The sequence below is a fragment of the Pseudomonas sp. Ost2 genome, assembly GCF_018326065.1.
GTDB lineage: Bacteria > Pseudomonadota > Gammaproteobacteria > Pseudomonadales > Pseudomonadaceae > Aquipseudomonas > Aquipseudomonas gingeri.
Map to the genome: position 1 here is coordinate 627388 of NZ_AP021904.1, position 24765 is coordinate 652152.

A 24765-nucleotide genomic window follows, 5' to 3' on the forward strand; every position below is an offset into this window, starting at 1 on the left:
ATCCTGAACGAACGAGCCCGTATCGAGCTGCTCAGCCCGCGTCTGGCGAACCAGATCGCCGCCGGCGAGGTAGTCGAGCGCCCGGCCTCGGTGATCAAGGAGTTGCTGGAAAACAGCCTGGACTCCGGTGCCAGGCGTATCGATGTGGACGTCGAGCAGGCCGGGGTCAAGCTGTTGCGGGTGCGCGACGATGGCAGCGGCATTTCCGCCGATGACCTGCCGCTGGCCCTGGCGCGCCATGCCACCAGCAAGATTCGCGACCTGGAAGACCTTGAGCGGGTGATGAGCCTCGGTTTCCGGGGCGAGGCCCTGGCGTCCATCAGTTCCGTGGCGCGCCTGACCCTGACCTCGCGGACCCGCGACGCCGATCAGGCCTGGCAGGTGGAAACCGAAGGCCGCGACATGGATGCCCGGGTGCAGCCGGCGGCCCATCCGGTGGGCACCTCGGTGGAAGTGCGCGACCTGTTTTTCAATACGCCGGCGCGCCGCAAGTTCCTCAAGGCCGAGAAGACCGAGTTCGATCACCTGCAGGAAGTGATCAAGCGCCTGGCCCTGGCCCGCTTCGATGTGGCCTTTCACCTGCGCCATAACGGCAAGAGCATTCTCAGCCTGCATGAGGCCCATGACGACGCGGCCCGCGCCCGGCGTGTGGCGGCGGTCTGCGGTTCGGGTTTCCTCGAGCAGGCGCTGCCGATCGAGGTCGAGCGCAATGGTCTGCACCTGTGGGGCTGGGTCGGCCTGCCGACTTTCTCCCGCAGCCAGGCGGACCTGCAGTATTTCTATGTGAACGGCCGCGCGGTCCGCGACAAGCTGGTGGCCCATGCGGTGCGCCAGGCTTATCGCGACGTGCTGTTCAACGGCCGGCATCCGACCTTCGTGCTGTTTTTCGAGGTCGATCCTTCGGTGGTCGACGTCAACGTGCACCCGACCAAGCACGAGGTACGCTTCCGTGACGGGCGCATGGTCCACGATTTCCTCTATGGCACCCTGCACCGCGCCCTTGGCGACGTGCGTCCGGAAGACCAGTTGGCCGCGCCGGCCGCGGTGACCGGCATCGTTCGCCCGAGCGGGCTCGAAGCGGGCGAGTTCGGTCCCCAGGGCGAGATGCGCTTGGCCGCCAACCTGCTCGAACAGCCCCAGGCGCAGCCTTCGCCGTCGTTTGCCGCGACTGCCGGCTCGGGTTCCGGCGCCGGCTATCAGTATCAATACCGTCCGCAATCGACGCAGATGCCGCCAGCGGCAGAAGCGCAAAGCGCCTACCGCGAGTTCTTCGCGCCGTTGCCCGAGGCTGGCGTACCGAGCCTGCCCGAAGGCCAGGGCGACATTCCGCCGCTGGGTTATGCGCTGGCGCAGCTCAAGGGCATCTACATCCTCTCCGAGAACGCCCAGGGGCTGGTGCTGGTGGATATGCACGCCGCCCACGAACGGATCATGTATGAGCGCCTGAAGATCGCCATGGCCAGCGAGGGTCTGAGCGGCCAGCCGCTGCTGGTGCCCGAGTCCCTGGCCGTCAGCCAGCGCGAGGCCGACTGCGCCGAGGAGCATGTCGCCTGGTTCCAGCGCCTGGGCTTCGAATTGCAGCGCCTGGGTCCGGAAACCCTGGCCATCCGACAGATTCCGGCCCTGCTCAAGCAGGCTGAAGCCAACCGGCTGGTGCAGGATGTCCTGGCGGACCTGATGGAGTACGGCACCAGTGACCGTATCCAGGCGCACCTGAACGAATTGCTCGGCACCATGGCCTGCCACGGTGCGATTCGCGCCAACCGGCGCCTGGCCCTGCCGGAAATGAACGGCCTGCTGCGGGACATGGAAAACACCGAGCGCAGTGGCCAGTGCAACCACGGTCGTCCGACCTGGACCCAACTGGGCCTGGACGACCTGGACAAACTTTTCCTGCGCGGTCGCTGATGACGGGTTCCCGACTTTTGAAACAGACGGCATTACCCCCGGCGATTTTCCTCATGGGCCCGACGGCGGCCGGCAAGACCGACCTGGCCATCGAGCTGACCAGGGTCCTGCCCTGCGAGCTGATCAGCGTCGACTCTGCCCTGGTTTACCGGGACATGGACATCGGTACCGCCAAGCCTTCGAAAGAGCTGTTGGCACAGTTTCCGCATCGGTTGATCGATATTCTCGATCCCGCGCAGAGCTATTCGGCCGCGCAATTCCGCGCCGATGCGCTGGCGGCCATGGCCGAGATCACCGCACGGGGAAAAATTCCCCTGCTGGTCGGTGGTACGATGCTCTATTACAAGGCTTTGCTCGACGGCCTGGCGGAGATGCCGGCGGCTGATCCGCAGGTTCGCGCGGAAATTGAAGAAGAGGCTGCGCGCCTTGGCTGGCAAGCCCTGCACGACCAGTTGGCAAGTATCGATCCGGAATCGGCGGCGCGTATTCATCCCAATGACCCGCAGCGATTGAGCCGGGCGCTGGAAGTCTATCGGGTCAGCGGGTCGAGCATGACGGCCCATCGACAGCGACAATCTGCGCAAAGTATTGACGCAGCCGCTTCGGGACGGCCGCAATTACCCTATACTGTGGCGAACCTGGCCATTGCTCCGGCGAACCGCCAGGTCCTGCATGACCGAATTGCACAAAGATTCACACAAATGTTGGAACAGGGATTCATTGACGAGGTCGTAGCCCTGCGTAGGAGAGGTGACTTGCATGTCGGGTTGCCGTCTATACGTGCTGTAGGCTACAGACAAGTCTGGGATCATCTGGATGGCAAGCTGACGTCAGCCGAAATGCAGGAGCGGGGCATCATCGCCACGCGCCAATTGGCGAAGCGCCAGTTCACCTGGTTACGCGGCTGGGCTGATTTACACTGGCTGGACAGCCTGGATTGCGACAATCTGCCACGCGCCTTGAAATACCTTGGGACGATCTCCATATTGGGCTGAGTCCCTGCAATTGCCGTCTATCCTTGGGGGAGTGGCGGCATAAGCCACCTGTTTATTCATTTTTTATTATTGATCCTTAAAGGAGTGCGGCACATGTCAAAAGGGCATTCGCTACAAGACCCTTACTTGAATACCTTGCGTAAAGAGAAGGTTGGGGTTTCCATCTATCTGGTCAACGGGATCAAACTGCAAGGCACGATCGAATCCTTCGACCAGTTCGTGATCCTGCTGAAGAACACCGTCAGCCAGATGGTCTACAAGCACGCTATCTCGACAGTGGTACCGGTTCGTGCAATTCGTCTGCCTAGCGCAACCGAATCCGAACAGGGTGACGCTGAGCCAGGTAACGCCTGATAGGAGTCTCCTTTGTTCTTTGAGCGCCACGGTGGTGGTGAGCGGGCGATTCTCGTTCACTTGGAAGGTCAGGACCCTGAGGCGCGCGAAGATCCGCAGGAGTTTCAGGAGTTGGCACTATCGGCAGGTGCCGAGACCGTCGCGTTTTTCAACGTGCCGCGTCATCGGCCAACCGCCAAGTATCTGATTGGCACTGGCAAGGTCGAGGAACTTCGCGACCTGGTCAAGGCCGAGCAGGTCGAAATCGTGATTTTCAATCACATCCTCACGCCCAGTCAGGAACGTAACCTCGAACGTGTCTTCGAGTGTCGCGTGCTTGATCGCACGGGCCTTATTCTCGATATTTTCGCCCAGCGCGCACGTACCCATGAAGGCAAGCTCCAGGTCGAACTGGCCCAGCTTGAGCACATGAGCACGCGTCTGGTACGCGGCTGGACTCACCTTGAGCGCCAGGGCGGCGGCATCGGCATGCGCGGCCCGGGTGAAACCCAGCTGGAAACCGACCGGCGCCTGTTGCGGGTACGCCTGCGGCAGATCAAGGGCCGGCTGGAAAAGGTCCGCAGTCAGCGCGAGCAATCCCGTCGCGGGCGCAAGCGCGCCGATATCCCCACCGTGTCACTGGTGGGCTACACCAACGCCGGCAAGTCGACCCTGTTCAATGCGGTCACCGAGTCCGACGTGTATGCCGCCGACCAGTTGTTCGCCACCCTCGACCCGACCTTGCGCCGTCTCGACCTGGATGACCTCGGGCCGATCGTGCTGGCCGACACCGTGGGTTTTATCCGGCACTTGCCGCACAAGCTGGTCGAGGCTTTCCGGGCTACGCTCGAAGAGTCGAGCAACTCCGACCTGCTGCTCCATGTGATCGATGCCGCGGAGCCGGACCGGATGCTGCAGATCGAGCAGGTGATGGTGGTGCTGGGCGAGATCGGGGCCCAGGACTTGCCGATCCTCGAGGTGTATAACAAACTCGATCTGCTTGAGGGCGTCGAGCCGCAGATCCAGCGCGACGAGGACGGCAAGCCGCAGCGGGTCTGGCTTTCAGCCCGGGACGGAGTCGGCCTGGAGTTGCTCGGGCAGGCGATCGCCGAGTTGCTGGGCAACGATTTGTTCGTCGGCACCTTGCGCTTGCCACAGCGTTTTGCTCGACTGCGTGCACAGTTTTTCGAGTTGGGTGCGGTTCAGAAAGAAGAGCATGACGAAGAAGGCACCTGTCTGCTGTCGGTTCGTTTGCCCAGGGCCGAACTCAATCGAGTGGTCTCGCGCGAAGGGATGAAGCCGCCGGAGTTCATCGAACAACACACTTTGCAATAAAAGCCTGACAAAGCGGTTGTGCCGCTGTAGCAGGCATTCTGTAGCATTGGTCGGCGCGCCGTGGGTGCGTCTTTGCTTTATCAGATGGAGAGCGCTATGGCTTGGAATGAGCCGGGTGGCAACTCGAACAATCAGGATCCTTGGGGTGGCAAGCGTCGTAACAACGGCGACCGCAAGGGGCCACCGGATCTCGACGAGGCCTTCCGCAAGCTGCAGGAAAGCCTTAACGGGTTGTTCGGTGGCGGAAAGAAACGCAGTGACGACGGTGGTGGATCGAGCGGCAAGGGCGGTGGTTTCGGCCTGCTGGGCATCGGTCTCGTCGTGCTGGCGGCTGTCTGGCTGTACAGCGCGGTCTATGTCGTGGACGAGCAGGAGCAGGCCGTGGTGCTGCGCTTCGGCAAGTACTACGAGACTGTCGGCCCGGGCCTGAATATCTATTTCCCGCCGATCGACAAGAAGTACATGGAAAACGTCACGCGTGAGCGTGCCTACACCAAGCAGGGGCAGATGCTGACCGAAGACGAGAACATCGTCGAAGTGCCGCTGACCGTGCAGTACAAGATCACCAACCTGCAGGACTTCGTGCTGAACGTCGACCAGCCGGAAATCAGCCTGCAACAGGCCACCGACAGTGCCCTGCGCCACGTGGTGGGTTCCACCGCGATGGACCAGGTACTGACCGAAGGTCGTGAGCTGATGGCCAGCGAAATCAAGGAGCGCCTGCAGCGGTTCCTCGATACCTATCGTACCGGCATCACCGTGACCCAGGTGAACGTGCAGAGCGCCGCGGCGCCCCGTGAAGTCCAGGAAGCGTTCGATGACGTGATCCGTGCCCGTGAAGACGAGCAGCGGTCGCGCAACCAGGCCGAGGGTTATGCCAACGGCGTGGTACCGGAAGCCCGTGGTCAGGCCCAGCGTATCCTCGAGGATGCCAACGGCTACCGTGACGAAGTGATCTCCCGCGCCAAGGGTGAGGCAGACCGCTTTACCAAGTTGGTCGCCGAGTACCGCAAGGCACCTGAAGTCACCCGCCAGCGTCTGTACCTGGACACCATGCAGGAAGTCTTCAGCAACACCAGCAAGGTGCTCGTGACCGGCAACAAGAACGGCCAGAGCAACCTGCTCTACCTGCCGTTGGACAAGATGATCCAGAACAGTTCGGGCGGTAATTCGCCAGTAACCGGTTCGGCCGCAGCCTCCGGCAACACGGATGTCGTGCCGCATATCACTGACCTGCCGCAAACGCGCACAAGGGAGAGCCGCTGATGAGCAATAAATCGCTGATCGCCCTGATCGTTGGCGTCGTCGTGGTCCTGGCCGGCTGGAACTGCTTCTACATCGTGTCGCAGACCGAGCGGGCCGTACTGCTGCAATTCGGTCGCGTGGTCCAGGCGGATGTCCAGCCCGGTCTCCACGTGAAGGTTCCCTACGTCAACCAGGTGCGCAAGTTCGACGCCCGCCTGATGACCCTGGATGCCCCGACCCAGCGCTTCCTGACGCTGGAAAAGAAAGCCGTGATGGTCGATGCCTACGCCAAGTGGCGGGTCAAGGATGCCGAGCGTTTCTACACCGCGACTTCCGGTCTCAAGCAGATCGCTGACGAACGCCTCTCGCGCCGCCTGGAATCGGGCCTGCGTGACCAGTTCGGCAAGCGCACCCTGCATGAAGTGGTGTCCGGTGAACGTGATGCGCTGATGGCGGATATCACCTCCTCGCTGAACAAGATGGCCGAGAAAGAGCTGGGGATCGAAGTGATCGATGTCCGGGTCAAGGCCATCGACCTGCCGAAGGAAGTGAACCGCAGCGTGTTCGAGCGCATGAGCACCGAGCGTGAGCGTGAGGCTCGCGAGCACCGCGCCAAGGGTAACGAGCTGGCCGAAGGCATTCGTGCCGACGCCGATCGTCAGCGCCGCGTGCTGCTGGCTGAAGCCTATCGCCAGTCCGAAGAGGCTCGCGGTGACGGTGATGCCCAGGCCGCTGCCATCTATTCCAAGGCCTACGGCCAGGACCAGGAGTTCTATGCGTTCTATCGCAGCCTGCGCGCCTACCGCGAAAGCTTTGCGAACAAGAGCGACGTGCTGGTTCTGGACCCGAGCAGTGACTTCTTCCATTACCTGGAAAAAGCCAAGCCCTGATCTACAGCGCATCAACACACCCGCCCGGCGGCTAAAACGCCTGGCGGGGTGATCCTTTCGGAAAACGTGTGTATGATGCGGCAGCCGGGAAATTCCCGGCTTTTTTGCGTCTGCATGGTTGATTAGCCGGCAGGCTGGCAAAACCGAGTTGATCGACTCGACAGGTTTTTCGAGGAAAGTGGTAGGCGAAGCCGGTTTTCGGCTGTTCGTCGCGTCGTTCTTGCGCGCGCGTTAACCATTTTCTGCTTCACTCAAGGCTCGCCTGTGGGCTTGCCGCCCGGATCATAGGGGAAAGGCGTAATGGCAACGGTAGACCGCTGGCTCCTGCCAGATGGCATCGAAGAAGTACTTCCGCCTGAAGCGGCGCGCATCGAAGTGGCGCGCCGCCAGGTGTTGGATCTGTTCCAGAGCTGGGGCTATGAGTTCGTTGTCACCCCGCATATCGAGTACCTGGAGTCCTTGCTGACCGGTGCGGGCCAGGACCTGGACCTGCGTACCTTCAAGGTGATCGACCCGCAGTCGGGCCGGCAGATGGGTTTCCGTGCCGATATCACGCCGCAGGTGGCGCGTATCGACGCCCATACCCTGCGTCGCGAAGGTCCGAGCCGCCTGTGCTACGCCGGCAGCGTACTGCATGCGCAGCCGCGGGCCCTGTCGTCCTCGCGCAGCCCGATCCAGTTGGGCGCCGAGCTGTACGGCGATGCCAGTCCGAGCAGTGACGTCGAAGTCATCAGCCTGATGCTGGCGATGCTGCAACTGGCCGACGTACCGGATGTCCACATGGATCTCGGGCATGTCGGTATCTATCGTGGCCTGGCCCGTGCGGCCGGGCTGTCCGGCGAAGTGGAACAACAGTTGTTCGATGCCCTGCAGCGCAAGGCCATCGACGAAGTGATCGACCTGACCGAAGGCCTGCCGGCCGAGCTCGCGGCGATGCTGCGCGCGCTGGTCGACCTGTGTGGCGGTCGTGAAGTGCTGGCGGCCGCGCGCGTGCGCCTGGCGGGGGCTCCGGCACCGGTCACGGCGGCGCTGGACGACCTGCTGGCGATTGCCGAGCGGCTGTCGGTGCGTTTCCCCGACCTTCCGTTGTACTTCGACCTGGGTGAGTTGCGCGGCTACCACTACCACACCGGTGTGGTGTTCGCGGTGTTTGTCCCGGGTGTCGGCCAGGCCATCGCCCAGGGCGGTCGTTACGACGATATCGGCGCGGACTTCGGTCGCGCGCGCCCGGCGACGGGTTTTTCCACCGATTTGAAAACCCTGGTGACCCTGGGGCGTGCTGAGATCGAGCTACCGTCTGGCGGTATCTGGATGCCTGACAGCGCGGATGCGGCACTCTGGCAGCAAGTCTGCCGGTTGCGCAGTGAGGGTCAGCGTGTCGTCCAGGCCTTGCCTGGGCAGCCATTGGCCGCCGCCCGTGAAGCGGACTGCGACCGGCAATTGATTCTGCAGAACGGGCTTTGGCAAGTATTGCCGCTGGCTTCTTGAGTTTTCCCGCCGGCGGCTGCCGGCACCAAGTTTGCGCGAATGAGGACAAGTGTTATGGGTAAGAATGTCGTAGTCCTGGGCACCCAGTGGGGTGATGAGGGCAAAGGCAAGATCGTTGATCTGCTGACCGAACATGCTGCCGCCGTAGTGCGCTACCAGGGTGGTCACAACGCGGGTCACACCCTGGTGATCGACGGCGAGAAAACCGTCTTGCACCTGATCCCCTCGGGCGTGCTGCGCGAAGGCGTGCAGTGCCTGATCGGCAATGGCGTGGTGGTTGCACCGGATGCCCTGCTGCGGGAAATCACCAAGCTGGAAGAGAAAGGCGTACCGGTGCGCGAGCGCCTGCGTATCAGCCCGTCCTGCCCGCTGATCCTGTCCTATCACGTGGCGCTGGACCAGGCCCGCGAGAAGGCCCGTGGCGAGCTGAAGATCGGTACCACCGGTCGTGGCATCGGCCCGGCGTACGAAGACAAGGTGGCCCGTCGCGGCCTGCGTATCGGTGATCTGTTCCACCGCGAGCGTTTTGCCGCGAAGCTGGGCGAGTTGCTGGACTACCACAACTTCGTGCTGGTCAATTACTACAAAGAGCCGGCCATCGACTTCCAGAAGACACTCGACGAGTGCATGGAATACGCCGAGCTGCTCAAACCGATGATGCTCGACGTCACCGCCGAACTGCACAACCTGCGTCGTGCCGGCAAGGACATCATGTTCGAAGGCGCCCAGGGTTCGCTGCTGGACATCGACCACGGTACCTACCCGTACGTCACCAGCTCCAACACCACCGCGGGCGGTATCGCCACCGGTTCGGGCGTTGGTCCGATGTACCTGGACTACATCCTGGGCATCACCAAGGCCTACACCACGCGCGTCGGTTCGGGCCCGTTCCCGACCGAACTGTTCGATGACGTCGGCGCCTTTCTGGCCAAGCGTGGCCACGAGTTCGGTGCGACCACCGGTCGTGCCCGTCGTTGCGGCTGGTTCGATGCGGTCATCCTGCGTCGCGCCATCGACGTCAACAGCATCTCGGGCCTGTGCCTGACCAAGCTGGACGTACTGGACGGTCTTGAAACCATCAATATCTGCGTGGGTTACAAGAACGAGAACGGTGCGGTCATCGACGCGCCGACCGATGCCGACAGCTATATCGGCCTGGAGCCGGTGTACGAGCAGATGCCAGGCTGGAGCGAGTCGACCCTGGGTGCCAAGACCCTGGAAGAGTTGCCGGCGGCTGCCCGTGCCTACATCAAGCGCATCGAAGAGCTGGTCGGCGCGCCGATCGACATTATTTCGACAGGTCCGGATCGCAACGAAACCATCGTTCTGCGTCATCCTTTCGCCTGATAAGCCGTTGATGTAGATCACAAAGGGTCCCTTGTGGGACCCTTTGTCGTTTATGTCTGTTGTGCGGCACGGCCCTTGCTGTGATTATCTTCTAAAAAGTGTGCCATCAAATTAATGGCGCCAAAGTGGAGGAGTCTCCAGTGTCGGCCGTTCTCTCACTGTTACAAAGCCGTTTACTGCGGCCTGTGTTCGTTACGCTCGGTATCGCCCTTTTGGTGCAAGTGCTGGTAGCGGTCGCCCTGACCCGAAGCACCGTCACTGCCCTCGAGGCCGATCTTGGCAGTCGCCTGGGTGTCGATAGCCAGAAACTCTCCGGCGAGCTGGAGCAGGCTGGCAAGGAAGTGACGTCGAGCCTCGACAATCTTTCTTCCAGCACGCGTCAGCGCCTGACCAGCGGTTTGTCCTCGCGATTGAAGGATGAGCAGGTTCAACTGCGCGCCACGCTGGAGAAGGATCTGCAGGATTCCGCCAACGATATGGCGCAATTGCTCGCCTCCGTCGCTCCCCGGGCGATGTGGGACAGCGACGTGCCGACCCTGTCCGAATTCGCCCGCCGCGCCCAGCGCAATCCGAACGTGTTGTTCGTGGTCTACGACGACGCCAATGGCGAGCACCTGACCCGCTACCTGAACCGGGAAAACCCGATCAACAAGGCCCTGCTGGAAAAGGGCCAGGGCGAGCGGGCGCTGGACAAGGTGCTGAACGCGGCGAAAAACGACCCGTCGGTCTACTACCTCGAGGCGTCGATCAATCCCAATGGCGTGGAAATCGGCAAGGTCCTGATGGGGGTCTCGACGGCCTCGGTCGAAACCGACCTGAAAGCCCTGGACCAGCGTTTCTCGGCCCTGATTGCCAGCAGCGACAAGCTGGTGGGCGACAGCCTGCAGGGGGCCGCGGCCGACAGTTCGACGGCCATGCGCGCGCGCCTGCAGTCGGCACAGTCGACGGCTGCGCAAATGCAGGTGAACACCACCGGTACGGTGCAGGATGCGGCGCAGACCCTGCGCTGGCGCATCGGCCTGGGCCTGGCGCTGGTCGGCCTCGGCGTGTTGCTGTTGCTGGCGGTGGTGCTGGGGCGGCGAGTGGTGAGCAAACTGCATCTGTTGATCGCGGCGCTCAATGACCTGGCGGCGGGCGAGGGCGACCTGACCAAGCGGGTCCAGCTCAACAGCAATGATGAAATCGGCGACATGGCCTCGGCGGTCAATCGTTTTGTCGACAAGCTGCAGCCTATCGTCCGTGAGGCGGGGGATGTGGCCCAGCGTACCGGTGTCGAGATCGGAGCCATGAGTCTGCGCAACGCCGGTGCCGACAAGGCGGCCGAGTTGCAGCGCGATGAAGTGGAGCAGAGCCTGCGGGCGCTGGAGCGCATGGCGGATGAGGCGCAGTCGGAGAGCCAGGCGATGCAGGCGGCCCTCAAGCAGGTGATCGATATTCGCCAGGCCACTGATGAAAATACCCGGACCTCGGCCCAGGTCGGCGGTCTGATCGAGGCCCTGGCGGTGCAGGTCGATACCGGTTCCAAGGTGATCGAGCGGCTGGCCCAGCAGAGCGAGCAGATCGAAGTGGTGCTGACGGTGATCCACGGGATTGCCGAACAGACCAACCTGCTGGCGTTGAATGCGGCCATCGAGGCGGCGCGGGCGGGTGAAACCGGTCGTGGGTTTGCCGTGGTGGCGGATGAGGTGCGGGCGCTGGCTAGCAAGACCCAGAGCTCCACCGGAGATATCCAGGCGCATATCGGCGCCTTGCAGCAGGGGGCCCGCGAGGCCGTGGCGGCCATCGGCCAGGCCGGGCGGCAGGCGAACGAAGGGTTGGCGGTGCTGCGCAACAGCGTGAAGTTGCAGCAGACGGTTCAGGCCTCGGTGGAGCAGGTGCATGCGGCCATCGGCCTGGCGACCCAGGCGGCGGCGCAGCAGGCCGAAGGCGCGCATGCGGTGCGTGGACGGGTCGAGGTGATTCATGCCCAGGCCGAGCGCGCGGCACAGGCGGTGGTGGAAACCACGGCCAGCGGCAAGGTGCTCGACAGCCTGGCGGCGCAGCTCAAGGCGAGTCTGGGGCAGTTCCGGGCCTGATCGGGCGGAGTGGTGGGGGCGTCCCGTTATTCGGATTCTGTAGGGGTCGACTTGCCGGCGATGGCGTCGGCAAGATCGAGGCAAGACTTGCCGGCCTTATCGCCTGCAAGCCGGCTCCCGCAGGGACTGGTGTGTTCAAGGATTGCGGAAGTCAGAAACGCAAAAACCCGCTTTCGCGGGTTTCTGGAGGACTCCAGAATCTCTGAAGTCTTGAATTGGTGCCCAGAAGAAGACTCGAACTTCCACGACCTTGCGGTCACCAGCACCTGAAGCTGGCGTGTCTACCAATTTCACCATCTGGGCAGCATCTTCAGCGTTGCCGCTGTTGATGTGGCGAACTATACGGAGGCTGTTTTGATCTGTAAACCCCTGTTTTGCTTTTAATAAATCAAATATCGGGCGCAAGGGGGAGGGTGTCTTGATGGGAGCCGGCTTGCCGGTGATGACGTCTGCAGGATCGATGGATGACTTGCTGGTCTCATCGCCGGCAAGCCGGCTCCCACAGGGGAATTGGCGTGTTCAAGAATTGCGGAAGCCAGAAACGCAAAAACCCGCTTTCGCGGGTTTCTGGAGGACTCCAGAATCTCTGAAGTCTTGAATTGGTGCCCAGAAGAAGACTCGAACTTCCACGACCTTGCGGTCACCAGCACCTGAAGCTGGCGTGTCTACCAATTTCACCATCTGGGCAGCATCGACAACGTCTCCGTCGTCGATGGCGCGCACTATACGGAGGCTCTCTTGTACTGTAAACCCCTGTGATCGAAAAAGTGAAAAAAATATCGCGAATGGTCTGTAGCGGCGCCTGAAGCCGCCGACAAAAGGGTTTTCGGGTGTCATCCGTGCCTGAAATTTCCCGTTTCAATACGCGTATGCCAAACTAACCCGCATATAGACAAGGTGAAATTTATCTAATGGCCGATTGGCAGTCCCTCGATCCCGAGGCCGCTCGTGAAGCGGAAAAATACGAAAACCCTATTCCTAGCCGTGAGCTGATCCTGGCGCACCTTTCCGAGCGCGGGTCGCCGGCGAGTCGCGAGCAGTTGGTGGAAGAGTTTGGTCTGACCACCGAAGACCAGCTGGAGGCCCTGCGCCGCCGCCTTCGCGCCATGGAGCGCGATGCCCAGCTGATTTACACCCGCCGCGGCACCTACGCGCCGGTGGACAAGCTTGACCTGATCCTCGGCCGCATCGCCGGCCATCGTGACGGTTTCGGCTTCCTGATCCCGGACGACGGCAGCGACGACCTGTTCATGAGCCCGGCGCAGATGCGCCTGGTGTTCGATGGCGACCGTGCCCTGGCACGGGTTTCCGGCCTGGACCGGCGTGGCCGGCGCGAAGGTGTGATCGTCGAAGTGGTGTCCCGTGCCCACGAGACCATCGTCGGCCGTTACTTCGAGGAAGGCGGTATCGGTTTTGTCGTGGCCGACAATCCGAAGATCCAGCAGGAAGTGCTGGTCACGCCGGGCCGCAATGCCGATGCCCGCGTCGGGCAGTTCGTCGAAGTGAAGATCACCCATTGGCCGACACCGCGCTTCCAGCCCCAGGGCGACGTGGTCGAAGTCGTGGGCAACTACATGGCGCCGGGCATGGAAATCGATGTTGCCCTGCGCACCTACGATATTCCCCATGTCTGGCCTGAGGCCGTGCTCAAGGAGGCCAGCAAGCTCAAGCCGGTCGTCGAGGAGAAGGACAAGGAGAAACGCGTCGACCTGCGCCATCTGCCGTTCGTCACCATCGACGGCGAAGATGCCCGCGACTTCGACGACGCGGTCTACTGCGAAGCGATCCCGGGCAAGCTGCGGCTGTTCTCCGGTGGCTGGAAGCTGTACGTGGCGATTGCCGACGTTTCCAGCTATGTGAAGATCGGCTCGGCACTGGATGCCGAAGCCCAGGTGCGTGGCAACTCGGTGTATTTCCCGGAGCGCGTGGTACCGATGCTGCCGGAAGAGTTGTCCAACGGCCTGTGCTCGCTGAATCCGCATGTCGATCGCCTGGCCATGGTCTGTGAAATGACCATGTCGAAAAAGGGCGAGATGACCGACTACGTGTTCTACGAAGCGGTGATCCACTCCCATGCCCGTCTGACCTACAACAAGGTCAGCTCGATCCTGGAGCAGCCGAAGACCACCGAGGCGAAGAAGCTGCGTGGCGAGTACTCGGAAGTGATCCCGGACCTCAAGCAGCTGTACGCCTTGTACAAGGTGCTGCTGGCGGCTCGTCATACCCGTGGCGCGATCGATTTCGAAACCCAGGAAACCCGGATCATCTTCGGCTCCGAGCGCAAGATCGCCGAAATCCGTCCGACCACTCGCAACGACGCCCACAAGCTGATCGAGGAATGCATGCTGGCGGCCAACGTGGCCACCGCCGAATTCCTCAAGAAGCACGAAATTCCGGCCCTGTACCGGGTGCACGACGGTCCGCCGCCAGAGCGCCTGGAGAAACTGCGGGCGTTCCTCGGTGAGTTGGGCCTGTCCCTGCACAAGGGCAAGGAGGGGCCGTCGCCGAAGGATTACCAGGCTTTGCTGGCCAGCATCCAGAGCCGTCCGGACTTCCATCTGATCCAGACCGTGATGCTGCGTTCCCTGAGCCAGGCGGTGTACAGCGCCGACAACCAGGGCCACTTCGGCCTGAATTACGAGGCCTATACCCACTTCACCTCGCCGATCCGCCGTTACCCGGACCTGCTGACGCACCGTGCGATCCGCAGCGTCATCCACTCGAAGCAGGACACCCCGCACGTACGGCGCGCTGGTGCGATGACGATCCCGAAGGCGCGGATCTATCCGTACGACGAGGCGATCCTCGAGCAATTGGGCGAACAGTGCTCGATGAGCGAGCGGCGTGCCGACGAAGCCACCCGCGACGTGGTGAACTGGCTCAAGTGCGAGTTCATGAAGGATCGCGTGGGCGAGTCGTTCCCGGGCGTGGTCACCGCGGTGACCGGTTTCGGCCTGTTCGTCGAACTGACCGATATCTACGTCGAGGGCCTGGTGCACGTCACCGCCTTGCCGGGTGACTACTACCACTTCGACCCTGTGCATCACCGCCTGGCGGGCGAGCGCACCGGACGCAGCTTCCGCCTCGGCGACACGGTGGAAGTGAAGGTCATGCGCGTCGACCTCGACGAGCGCAAGATCGACTTCGAGATGGCCGAGAAGACCCTCAGCGCACCGATTGGTCGCAAGAAGCGTGGTGCTGAAGGCAGTGCGCCGGCGGCCGTTGAAAAAGCCGCCGAGCCGGTCAAGACCGGGCGTCGCACCACTGCCGAGAAGAAGTCGAGCGAGGCCTACCGTCCAAGCGATGCCGCCGCGAAAAACGCTGAAGTGCGCAAGAGCCGCGAAATGAAGCAGGCGCTGCTGGCCGAGGCGAAAAACGGTGGCAAGGCCAAGGCCGATGGCAAGCCGGGTCGCGGCGCGGCCCCGGAAAAGCCGAGCAAGCATCGTAAAGGTCCGCCCAAGGCGGGCACCGGTCCCGCGAAAAGCGGCGGGGCGCGCAAACCCAAGGCCAAGTCATGAGTCAGTTGGAAAAAATCTACGGCGTGCATGCCGTGGAGGCGTTGTTGCGTCATCACCCCAAGCGGGTCAAGCAGATCTGGCTGGCTGAAGGCCGCAGCGATCCGCGGGTCCAGGGCCTGTTGCAACTGGCCGGCGAAAACAAGGTCTCCGTCGGCCAGGCCGAGCGTCGTGAAATGGATGCCTGGGTCGAAGGCGTGCACCAGGGTGTGGTGGCGGAAGTCAGTCCCAGCCAGGTCTGGGGCGAAGCCATGCTCGACGAGCTGCTCGATCGCACCGAGGGCGCACCGCTGATCCTGGTGCTCGATGGCGTGACCGACCCGCACAACCTCGGTGCCTGCCTGCGTACCGCCGATGCGGCGGGTGCGCTGGCGGTGGTGGTGCCGAAGGACAAGTCCGCGACCCTGACGCCTGCCGTGCGCAAGGTCGCCTGTGGCGCCGCGGAAGTGATTCCGCTGGTGGCCGTGACCAACCTGGCGCGTACCCTGGAAAAGCTCCAGCAGCGCGGCCTGTGGGTGGTTGGTACCGCCGGCGAAGCCGAGCAGGAGCTGTACCAGCAGGACCTGACCGGCCCGACGATCCTGATCATGGGCGCCGAAGGCAAGGGCATGCGTCGCCTGACCCGCGAGCACTGCGACTACTTGGTGAAACTGCCGATGGCCGGCAGCGTCAGCAGCCTGAACGTCTCCGTGGCCACCGGTGTGTGCCTGTTCGAAGCGCTGCGCCAGCGCAGCGTCAAGGCTTCCAGCAAAAAAGCCTGACGACCGCAAAACCCTTGTGGGAGCTGGCTTGCCAGCGATGATGGCCGCACAGTCACCGCAGGGCTTGCCGGCCTCATCGCCGGCAAGCCGGCTCCCACAGTGATCGCATTCACCTCGGTTGTGATGCAAGGGGCAAGTCGGCGGTGCTTGTTGCGCCGGGCTGTTCAAATAATCACCAATTGTCTTGCGCCCCTCGCCCCCCTTCTCTACAATTGCGCCCCTTGCCGTGATGGCTGGCGCATTTGTGCCTACTCGAAGGCAAGACACACCAGTGTCATTCACTCCTTGTCTGACCGCTTTTGAGCGGCAGGCTACAACCCGTAAGGAGCATTCATGCGTCATTACGAAATTATCTTTTTGGTCCACCCGGATCAAAGCGAGCAAGTCGGCGGCATGGTTGAGCGTTACACCAAGCTGATCGAAGAAGACGGCGGCAAAATCCACCGTCTGGAAGATTGGGGCCGTCGTCAACTGGCCTACGCAATCAACAATGTTCACAAGGCTCACTACGTGATGCTGAACGTTGAGTGCACCGGCAAGGCCCTGGCCGAGCTGGAAGACAACTTCCGCTACAACGATGCTGTGATCCGTAACCTGGTCATCCGTCGCGAAGAAGCCGTCACCGGCCAATCCGAGATGCTCAAGGCTGAAGAAAACCGCAGTGAGCGCCGTGAGCGTCGCGACCGTCCTGAGCACTCCGACGCCGAAGGCGTTGATGGTGATGACAGCGACAACAGCGATAACGCTGACGAGTAATCCACGGACCTTTTGAGGAGCCAATTACATGGCACGTTTCTTCCGTCGTCGTAAATTCTGCCGCTTCACCGCTGAAGACGTGAAAGAGATCGATTACAAAGATCTCAACACCCTGAAAGCCTACGTATCCGAAACCGGCAAAATCGTTCCAAGCCGTATCACCGGTACCAAAGCTCGTTATCAGCGTCAGCTGGCCACCGCTATCAAGCGTGCCCGCTTCCTGGCCCTGCTGGCCTACACCGACAGCCACGGCCGCTGAGACTGGGCAGTCGACAAGTAGTAAGGGATTGAATGCATGCGCGCCTTAGCTGACTTCATCATGCGGGGACGCGTGCAGGCCACGCTGGTTGTGGCCGGATCTGCGGCATTGCCGCTGTTGTTCTGGTTGAGTGCCGCCGCCGGATGCCTCGTGCTCCTGCGGCGTGGTTCGGACGCCTTGAGCGTCCTGGGTATCGGGTTGCTGTCGGTGTTGTTGAGCTGGCATTTCCTGAAAGACCCGACGGCCCTTCTGGTGCTGTTCGGGGCTTGCAGCCTGGCGCTGGTTCTGCGCGCCGGGCATACCTGGAACCGCGTGCTGCTGTGCAGCATGGCCGTGGGGTTGTTGTGTGCGGTGAGCCTGGGAACGCTGTTCAGTTCCTTCATCGAGTCACTGGCGCAGACGTTCGAACACGTCCTGCCGCTGGCGATGGGTGAGGTCTACGAGAAACTCTCGGCAGACCAGAAGGCGTTTCTCACTGCCCTGACCGTTCCGCTGATGATCATTTCGACAGCGATTTCGTTGCAGGTCTTTAGCGTGCTGTGCCTGATTCTTGGGCGCTATTGGCAGGCGTTGTTGTATAACCCCGGTGGTTTCGGTCGCGAGTTTCGCGCCATCCGACTGCCGAAGAACGTGGCGCTGTCGCTGCTGGCCGTCATGTGTGTGGCTCCGTTTTTCGGGCTGCATGCACTGATCCTGTTGCCGTTGTGCGGCGTACCGCTGGTCTTCGCCGGTCTGGCCCTGATTCACGGGCTGGTGGCGCAGAAGCGACTGGCCGGTTTCTGGCTGGTGGGGATATACGTGACGTTGTTGCCTTTCATGCACTTGCTCGGTCCGTTGCTCGTGGTTCTGGCCATTGTCGACAGCCTGATTGATTTTCGCGGTCGTCTCGCGTCGAAAGACGCCGATAACGCGAACGGTGAAGGTTAAAAGTTAAGAGGATTTCCACATGCAACTGATCCTTCTGGAAAAAATCGCCAACCTGGGCAACCTGGGCGATAAGGTAAACGTTAAGGCTGGTTACGGCCGTAACTACCTGCTGCCTTTCGGCAAAGCCACCGCTGCGACCGCTGCCAACCTGGCTGCGTTCGAAGAGCGTCGTGCCGAGCTGGAAAAAGCCGCAGCAGACAAGAAAGCTTCGGCTGAATCGCGCGCCGCCCAACTGGCTGAGCTGGAAGTGACCATCACTGCCACCGCCGGTGACGAAGGCAAGCTGTTCGGTTCGATCGGCACCCACGACATCGCCGATGCCCTGACCGCCTCCGGCGTTGAAGTGGCAAAAAGCGAAGTGCGTCTGCCGAACGGCACCATCCGCAACGTTGGCGAATTCGACGTGGCCGTGCACCTGCACGCCGAAGTCGAAGCAACCGTACGCGTTGTTGTGGTGGCTGCTTAAGCAGCACTCGATCGTCTGGCGGCTTGTCCGCCAGGCGGTTAACATCGGGCACGACTCTGTTCATTCAGGTCGTGCCCTTTGTTTTTCTGCACTCACCATCTGATTTCAAGTGGCCATGAACGATATCTCCGCTCCCGAGCAATATGATCTGCAAACCGCTGCCCTGAAGGTGCCGCCGCATTCCATCGAGGCCGAACAGGCCGTGCTCGGTGGCCTGATGCTGGACAACAACGCCTGGGAACGCGTGCTTGACCAGGTTTCGGACGGCGATTTCTATCGACATGACCACCGCCTGATTTTCCGTGCGATCGCCCGACTGGCCGATCAGAACATGCCGATCGACGTGGTGACCCTGGCCGAGCAATTGGACAAGGAAGGCCAGACCTCGCAGGTCGGCGGCCTGGGCTACCTCGGCGAGCTGGCGAAAAACACCCCGTCGGTCGCCAACATCAAGGCCTACGCCGCGATCGTGCGTGAGCGGGCGACCCTGCGCCAGTTGATCGGTATCAGCACCGAGATCGCCGACAGCGCCTTCAACCCCGAAGGCCGCACCGCCGCCGAGATCCTCGACGAGGCCGAGCGGCAGATCTTTCAGATCGCCGAAGCGCGGCCGAAGACCGGCGGCCCGGTGAGCGTCAACGACCTGCTGACCAAGGCCATTGACCGCATCGACACGTTGTTCAACACCGACAACGCCATCACCGGCCTGTCCACCGGCTACACCGACCTCGACGAGAAGACCAGCGGCCTGCAACCGGCCGACCTGATCATCGTCGCCGGCCGTCCTTCGATGGGCAAGACCACCTTCGCCATGAATCTTGTGGAAAACGCAGTGCTGCGCAGCGACAAGGCGGTGCTGGTGTACTCCCTCGAGATGCCAGGCGAATCGCTGATCATGCGTATGCTGTCCTCGCTGGGTCGGATCGACCAGACCAAGGTCCGTGCCGGTCGCCTGGAAGACGACGACTGGCCGCGCCTGACCTCGGCGGTCAACCTGCTCAACGACCGCAAGCTGTTCATCGACGATACCGCCGGTATCAGCCCGTCGGAAATGCGCGCGCGGACCCGGCGCCTGGTGCGCGAGCACGGCGATATCGCCCTGATCATGATCGACTACCTGCAGCTGATGCAGATCCCCGGCTCCAGCGGCGACAACCGGACCAACGAGATTTCCGAGATTTCCCGGTCCCTCAAGGCCCTGGCCAAGGAATTCAATTGCCCGGTGGTGGCCCTGTCCCAGCTCAACCGCTCCCTGGAGCAACGGCCGAACAAGCGCCCGGTGAACTCCGACTTGCGTGAATCCGGAGCGATCGAGCAGGACGCCGACGTGATCATGTTCGTGTACCGCGACGAGGTCTACCACCCGGAAACCGAGCACAAGGGCATCGCCGAGATCATCATCGGCAAGCAGCGGAACGGTCCGATCGGCTTTATCCGCCTGGCCTTTATCGGCAAGTACACGCGCTTCGAGAACCTGGCGCCGGGCAGCTACAACTTCGACGATGACGAGTAAGGGCGTTATCCCCTTGGCGTTCTAGTGGCTGGGCCATTCCGCCTCCAGTGTCTGGATCTGCTCCCAGGTGTAGCCGTGATTCACGCGTAGCTCGCGGAAGCCGTAGATGACCCGGCTGGTGAACAGGGCCGTGACGAAATAGCGGTTTTTCTCGAGGCTGCCGTCACGGCTCCTGACGTCGACCGCGAAGGCGACCGACTCCACGTTGTAGCCGTCGTAGGCCTGTCGAACGGGCACCGCGTTGCTGTATTCGTAGATCGTATTGATCCTCGACAGGATATTGTCGCCTGACAGGCAGGGTGCGGCCGGTTCTGGCCTGCCCTTGCGAAAGCTGATCAGTTCCGCCGTGGCGTCCAGCCGGACCCTGGCGGCGAAGGGATCGCGACGATGGTGGCTGACGATCAGCGGAGTCAGCATGCCGCCGTAGACCCCGAGTATTTCGCCTCGCCCGAGGTAGCGCCTGGCAGACACCAGAAACCTGCCGACCAGATGTTCTTCCTGCGGGGAGCGCATGTCATCGTGTTCAAACCGTGTGATCTCCAGTTTGTCTTCGTAGAGGCGAGCGACCTTTTCATGACCCTGGGATTGCAGGTAAGGGACGATCTGCTCCGCGCGTGCCCTGGACTGGCGGCTCCCCTCGGCCTCGCTGTAGTGGATGGCGACAACGGTCAGGGGCTCTCCCTCCAGGTCGCGCAAGGGATAACGACCGTTGTCGACGCGGTCGTAGGTGAGGGCGGAGTTCAAATGGGATCGGTAGGACTTGCGGGTGCGCATGCGCTGTCGTTCATCGGCGGTGAAATACTTGTCGTCAGTGGCCTCGGCCGGGGCGCCGGATTCCGTCTGGACCTGCAAGGTGCCGGTTCCTGAAGGCACGGAGGGGCCGGCATCTCGATACACGGCCCATTGACCGTCAGCCTGGTGTTGGAGCAACGGCTGATAAAAGCTGTAGGGATTGCGCGCGTTCAACAGTCGCCAGCCCTCGGCAACCTGCCTGACCGGGTAGTAGCGGCTGCCATCGCGGATGTAGTGCGGGTGGGCATGGGCGGCGACGGGCTTGTGGTTGAGATTCCAGTAGATGCCGTCGCGCAGCTCCAGGCCGGACAGGGTTGTCCCGCGCACGGCGAAACTCTCCGGCAGGCGGGTGGTAGTACCTGTCCCGTGCGCCTCTGGCGCAGGGCGCGGGCCACGCAGGGCCGGCTCCTGGCTGCGTAATCTCGAGGCTCGCGCGAAGATGGCCTGTTTCAGGTCCGGCGCCGCCTGCCTTTCATCCAGGCTGATGCCGTGTGTGCTGTTCAGGGTCAGCTGCGTCAGTTTCGGCATCGCCAGCCAGGCGCCGGTATACAGATCATGGGGGCCGGACAGCGTCTTGCCCTGGCGGTCCTGCAGTTGGTAGAAAGCTTCGGTTTTCTTCAGGCGCCTGCAGGTCAGGCTGTCGTGTTCGCCGATGGCCTCCAGGGCGGTCGCGGTGTCGATGTCGGGGTCCCACAGTTCAAGACGAATATCCTGCGGCCAGGCTTCCAGGGTTTCCAGCAGGGAAAAGGCTAGCCGGTCACTTTGCTGGGCGTGCGGCCAAGCCGGATAGAGACCTTCGAATACCCGGGCGATGCGCACCTGCTCCAGGGCCCGGTCGATCTCCCTTTGCAGCGCCGGCGCTGTTTCAGGATTGGCTTGCTTCTGTAGTCCCAACGAGAAGATGGCGTCGACCCGATGACTTTTCGGCAGTTCGGCGTATTCCTCGTGTAGCTGTCGTTGCACCGGGGTGTCGGCTTGCTCTGTCTCGTCGTACAGATGCTCGAACAGCGCCAAGCTGTTGTGTTTCGCCTGGGCCTGCAGGTTCAGCGCCAACTGGTTCGCTTGATCGAGGTGGGAAATATTGCTCTCCGGCAACGTATCGATTTCTTTCTGGTCGAGCGCCTCGAGTACCACGTCGAGCAGCTTTCCAGTCGTCCAGCGCTGTTCGGAAATGTTCACCATGTTCATCCCCGCGCCATATTGGATGGCCGTCTGTGAGCCGCTGCTCAGGACTCCCAGCGCTTTGTCCATGGGCCAGCCGGGCAGCCGGGTCAGCAGATAGCACTGGATCCGCGGTGACAATTGCGAGATCACGGTCCCCCTGGCCCGGTCGAGATCGAAGTCGCCGATTTCCTGAAAGATCCACAGGCGCTTGAGGCAGTCGAGCAGCAGGGGCGGGGTGCGACGGCTGTATTGATGAATCTGGCGCAGCGTGTCCAGGCGGGTGCCGCTGAGGGTCAACGCCGCGTCCGCCAGGGCTTCGGACAGCCTGGCGGCGTGTGGTCCCAGGCGGGCGATCAGTTGCTGTTTCGACCAGCTCGGGACTTTCTCGTGGATCGTCCGCCAGGCGCCGAGGCAGTTGTGCTGCAGGGGCGGCGGATAAACCCCCGGATAACCGGTCAGCACGATATGCCAGCGGTCGGTGTCTTCACCGTGCTCGACCTTGTAGTACTGCCGGTCCAGTTTCAGGACGCTGGTCCTGGCCCATGAGTACAAACCCAGCGCGTTCGCCTGCCAATGTTCGTCAGGCGGCTTGATCGCCGACTGATAGGGCGTCAGGTCGGGCCGCCAGAGGCGGGTGCGGCCCTGGAACCGCACGGGGATCAACTCGGGCAGTCCTTCTGTCGCCGTGGTTGTCCGGCCGTTCGCCGGCGCCTCGAGGACATTCAGCAAATGGACCAGGCCGGCGTTCACCTGGGACGGGCTCCAGATAAACAGGTCCTGATAGATCGCCGCCGTGAGCTGGCTGCCTGGCGGTGCCAGCAGGGTCTGGTGGAACCGGGGAATGAGGTTCTTCAGGCTGGACAGCAGGTCCTGGCGCGCGGTCTGGAATTCCTCCAGCAATTGTTCGCGCGCCAGTGCATCGGCGCGCGTGGCGGGGATCGCCAGTCTGCCGGCGTCGTTGCCAAGGCGTTGCAGACGCTGCCCGTGGATGTCTTCGAACAGCTCGCCTGTAAGCTCTGAAAGACTGATGAGGCTCGTCCGTTCGGCTTGCGAGCGGCCCTCGGCGGCTTTGCCGATCCTGGTGTTCAGCAGGCGGCCCTGGTGGTCGATGGGCATGAGTCGGCCCAGCAGTTGCCAAAAGTCCGTGGTCAGCATCTGTTCCAGGTAATCCTCCTGAAAGGCGACGAGCGACGGATACTCCCTGAGCTCGGCCTCGGGGTGCTCCGGAAAGTAGATGGCGCAAGGTCCGCTGGGGTTGTCCGGGTCGGACGCGAAATGAATGACGCCGGGCAGCGTGAGATCGAGAAATTTCACCCGATGGAACAGTGGCAGTTTTCCGGCTCTTTGCTTGACGGGCAGCAGGAAATGTTTCAATCGGTCGTGGCACTTGGACGTGATGTCCTGCTTCATGAGGGCCATCTGCAACACCACCTCGAAACGGCTCTGTTCATGGCGCACGAAGTGCTCGCGCTTGCTGGCGAAGATCATCAGTTCGTCGGCAGGGCGATCGAGATCGAGTATTTCCCCGAGATGATCGATATAGGCGCGGCCAAGATCGAGCGTGCGGCAACGGCGGGCAAACACTTCAGGCCTGAGGCCGCTTTCGAGGCCCGCGGCCTTGCCCGAGCAATAGATGGCCGAGCCGCTTTCGAAAGCGCTGGCGTGGGTTTCCCACTCCTCGAAGTTGTACAGCGCCGCTTCCAGCAGCGAGTATTCGGGGCTGGTGTCGTAGATGGGGATCAGGCCCAGGAGATTGTATTTTTTCCGGCGGATGACCAGGGTGGCGGCCTGCATGTCTCTGAGCTCGGGAGCACGACTCCTTATCTCGAGCTCCAGAATAGGCTCGGCGAAGATCTCGATACTCTTGAGTTGGCTCAGGATATTGGCCACCAGGAGCCTGGAGGCCGCATTTTTCAGCAGGGCCGAGCGCAGTTCGGCGCGCTGTGCGGCTGTCGAGTCGGTCATCCAGTCCGGCAGGCGGGACTTGATGAAACTGTAATGGGGCAATGTGCGATGTGGGTTTGTTGCTGGCTTCGTGTGCATGGCGGGGCTCATTGTCGGCTTGACGGGGGGCAGGATTTGCGTGGCACCTGCCTTCAGGTTTCCAGGCTCGTCTCGGGTTCGGCGAACGTGGTGCGGACTCCCGCCTCGGTGTAGCCGTAGTTCCAGCGCAGTTCTTCATCGACGGGAATGGCCCGGGTGGTGAAGAAGGCGCTGAGCAGGAAGGGCTCCAGGCGACCGTCCGCGACCTCGACATCGACGGGAAACGTTGCCCCCTCGACGTTGTAGCCGCTGCTGGCCTGGCGGACCGGCAGGCGCCCCTCGTATTCGAAAATGGAGTTGATCCGCGAAATGATGTTGTCCCCCGTCAGCACCAGCCGATCCCATTTCGGCCTGCCGCCGGGAGCGTCGGGCAGGATGTCGATCACGAACGGATCCTTGCGGGCATTGCTGACGTGAAACGGGATGAAGTTGCCGCCGTATACGCCGAGGGCCTCCCCGGCCTTCAACGGCCTTCTGGCGACGACCATGGCCTGGCCGATCATGCTCGTTTCCTGGGGGAACTTGGCGTCCTGTGCGGTGAACGTGCGCAGCAGCAGTTTCTCCTCGTAGAGCCGGGCGACCTCTTCGTGGCTCTGCCATTTCAGGTACGGCAGGATGTCCTTGGCCTGGTAACGCAATCCCGAATCGGTGACGTCGCTGGTGCTCTGGATTTTCCTGATGCGCAGCGGCTTGCCCTGCAGGTCGCGCAACGGATAGCGGCCGTTGTTCACCCGGTCGTAGTCGCCCATCCGGTTGGGCTGGCGCTGATAGGACTTGATGAGTTTCATGCGCTCCAGGTCTTCGCGGGTGAAGGGCTCGGGCTTGATGTACTCCTGCGCCGAGACCATGCTCGATTCACTTTCCACCAGCTCGATCTTGCTCTGCACCGGACCTGGCGCGCCGCCTTTCAAGCCCATGTCCGTGTTGATTTCCCAGCGTCCGGCCGTTCGCCG

General features: G+C 62.2%; 18 protein-coding genes and 2 tRNA genes. 16 read left to right on the forward strand and 4 right to left on the reverse strand.

Features of this window, described 5'->3' with window-relative positions; translation table 11 throughout:
* Positions 1-3: 3 nt before the first annotated feature.
* The 9 genes from mutL to KI243_RS02745 all read left to right on the forward strand — a co-directional run bounded on the left by mutL (position 4) and on the right by KI243_RS02745 (position 11616).
* Complete coding sequence (mutL, locus tag KI243_RS02705; protein ID WP_177083813.1) at positions 4-1908, forward strand: DNA mismatch repair endonuclease MutL; 1905 nt, start codon at positions 4-6, stop codon at positions 1906-1908.
* Positions 1908-2903, forward strand: coding sequence for a tRNA (adenosine(37)-N6)-dimethylallyltransferase MiaA (gene miaA, locus KI243_RS02710; protein WP_017125071.1), 996 nt, complete (start codon positions 1908-1910; stop codon positions 2901-2903). The genes mutL and miaA overlap by 1 nt, the downstream gene beginning before the upstream one ends.
* Positions 2904-2996: 93 nt before the next feature.
* Positions 2997-3257: an RNA chaperone Hfq gene (gene hfq, locus KI243_RS02715; protein ID WP_017125070.1), complete on the forward strand. Its 261-nt coding sequence runs from the start codon at positions 2997-2999 to the stop codon at positions 3255-3257.
* A gap of 12 nt (positions 3258-3269) precedes the next feature.
* A complete protein-coding gene (gene hflX, locus KI243_RS02720) occupies positions 3270-4571 on the forward strand; it encodes a ribosome rescue GTPase HflX (RefSeq protein WP_017125069.1) in 1302 nt (433 codons plus the stop codon).
* 96 nt (positions 4572-4667) lie between these two features.
* Complete coding sequence (gene hflK, locus KI243_RS02725) at positions 4668-5837, forward strand: FtsH protease activity modulator HflK (RefSeq protein WP_017125068.1); 1170 nt, start codon at positions 4668-4670, stop codon at positions 5835-5837.
* Positions 5837-6706, forward strand: a complete 870-nt coding sequence (gene hflC / locus KI243_RS02730) for a protease modulator HflC (RefSeq protein WP_017125067.1) — start codon at positions 5837-5839, stop codon at positions 6704-6706. Before hflK ends, hflC begins: the two co-directional genes overlap by 1 nt.
* 300 nt (positions 6707-7006) lie before the next feature.
* On the forward strand, positions 7007-8194 hold the full coding sequence (locus KI243_RS02735; protein WP_017125066.1) for an ATP phosphoribosyltransferase regulatory subunit: 1188 nt from the start codon (positions 7007-7009) through the stop codon (positions 8192-8194).
* Positions 8195-8248: 54 nt separating this feature from the next.
* Positions 8249-9541 carry an adenylosuccinate synthase gene (locus KI243_RS02740; protein ID WP_017125065.1) on the forward strand — a complete coding sequence of 431 codons (1293 nt, stop codon included), beginning with the start codon at positions 8249-8251 and terminating at the stop codon, positions 9539-9541.
* Positions 9542-9681: 140 nt separating this feature from the next.
* Positions 9682-11616: a methyl-accepting chemotaxis protein gene (locus KI243_RS02745; protein ID WP_177083357.1), complete on the forward strand. Its 1935-nt coding sequence runs from the start codon at positions 9682-9684 to the stop codon at positions 11614-11616.
* Between the two features lie 216 nt (positions 11617-11832).
* Here KI243_RS02745 and KI243_RS02750 read toward each other — a convergent pair.
* Both KI243_RS02750 and KI243_RS02755 read right to left on the reverse strand, forming a co-directional pair.
* Positions 11833-11919: transfer RNA gene (locus KI243_RS02750), tRNA-Leu, on the reverse strand.
* A 297-nt stretch (positions 11920-12216) separates the two neighbouring features.
* Positions 12217-12303: transfer RNA gene (locus KI243_RS02755), tRNA-Leu, on the reverse strand.
* A gap of 224 nt (positions 12304-12527) precedes the next feature.
* Here KI243_RS02755 and rnr point away from each other — a divergent pair.
* The 7 genes from rnr to dnaB all read left to right on the forward strand — a co-directional run bounded on the left by rnr (position 12528) and on the right by dnaB (position 19813).
* On the forward strand, positions 12528-15134 hold the full coding sequence (gene rnr, locus KI243_RS02760) for a ribonuclease R (RefSeq protein WP_017125063.1): 2607 nt from the start codon (positions 12528-12530) through the stop codon (positions 15132-15134).
* Positions 15131-15892 (forward strand): 23S rRNA (guanosine(2251)-2'-O)-methyltransferase RlmB, encoded by a 762-nt coding sequence (rlmB, locus tag KI243_RS02765; RefSeq protein ID WP_103033099.1) that lies wholly within the window; start codon positions 15131-15133, stop codon positions 15890-15892. The genes rnr and rlmB overlap by 4 nt, the downstream gene beginning before the upstream one ends.
* A gap of 333 nt (positions 15893-16225) precedes the next feature.
* The gene (rpsF, locus tag KI243_RS02770) at positions 16226-16648 is read left to right on the forward strand and encodes a 30S ribosomal protein S6 (RefSeq protein WP_008035342.1); all 423 of its coding nucleotides are present in this window, start codon (positions 16226-16228) and stop codon (positions 16646-16648) included.
* Between the two features lie 28 nt (positions 16649-16676).
* Complete coding sequence (rpsR, locus tag KI243_RS02775) at positions 16677-16907, forward strand: 30S ribosomal protein S18 (RefSeq protein WP_002551829.1); 231 nt, start codon at positions 16677-16679, stop codon at positions 16905-16907.
* Between the two features lie 36 nt (positions 16908-16943).
* The gene (locus KI243_RS02780; RefSeq protein ID WP_017125060.1) at positions 16944-17834 is read left to right on the forward strand and encodes a hypothetical protein; all 891 of its coding nucleotides are present in this window, start codon (positions 16944-16946) and stop codon (positions 17832-17834) included.
* 19 nt (positions 17835-17853) lie between these two features.
* The gene (gene rplI / locus KI243_RS02785) at positions 17854-18300 is read left to right on the forward strand and encodes a 50S ribosomal protein L9 (RefSeq protein ID WP_017125059.1); all 447 of its coding nucleotides are present in this window, start codon (positions 17854-17856) and stop codon (positions 18298-18300) included.
* A gap of 115 nt (positions 18301-18415) precedes the next feature.
* Complete coding sequence (dnaB, locus tag KI243_RS02790) at positions 18416-19813, forward strand: replicative DNA helicase (protein WP_017125058.1); 1398 nt, start codon at positions 18416-18418, stop codon at positions 19811-19813.
* Between the two features lie 21 nt (positions 19814-19834).
* Here the strand turns inward: dnaB and KI243_RS02795 are convergent, their stop codons facing one another.
* Positions 19835-23812 (reverse strand): DUF6543 domain-containing protein, encoded by a 3978-nt coding sequence (locus KI243_RS02795; RefSeq protein WP_212810425.1) that lies wholly within the window; start codon positions 23810-23812, stop codon positions 19835-19837.
* Positions 23813-23865: 53 nt separating this feature from the next.
* On the reverse strand, positions 23866-24729 hold the full coding sequence (locus KI243_RS02800; RefSeq protein WP_212810426.1) for a hypothetical protein: 864 nt from the start codon (positions 24727-24729) through the stop codon (positions 23866-23868).
* Positions 24730-24765 lie beyond the last annotated feature (36 nt).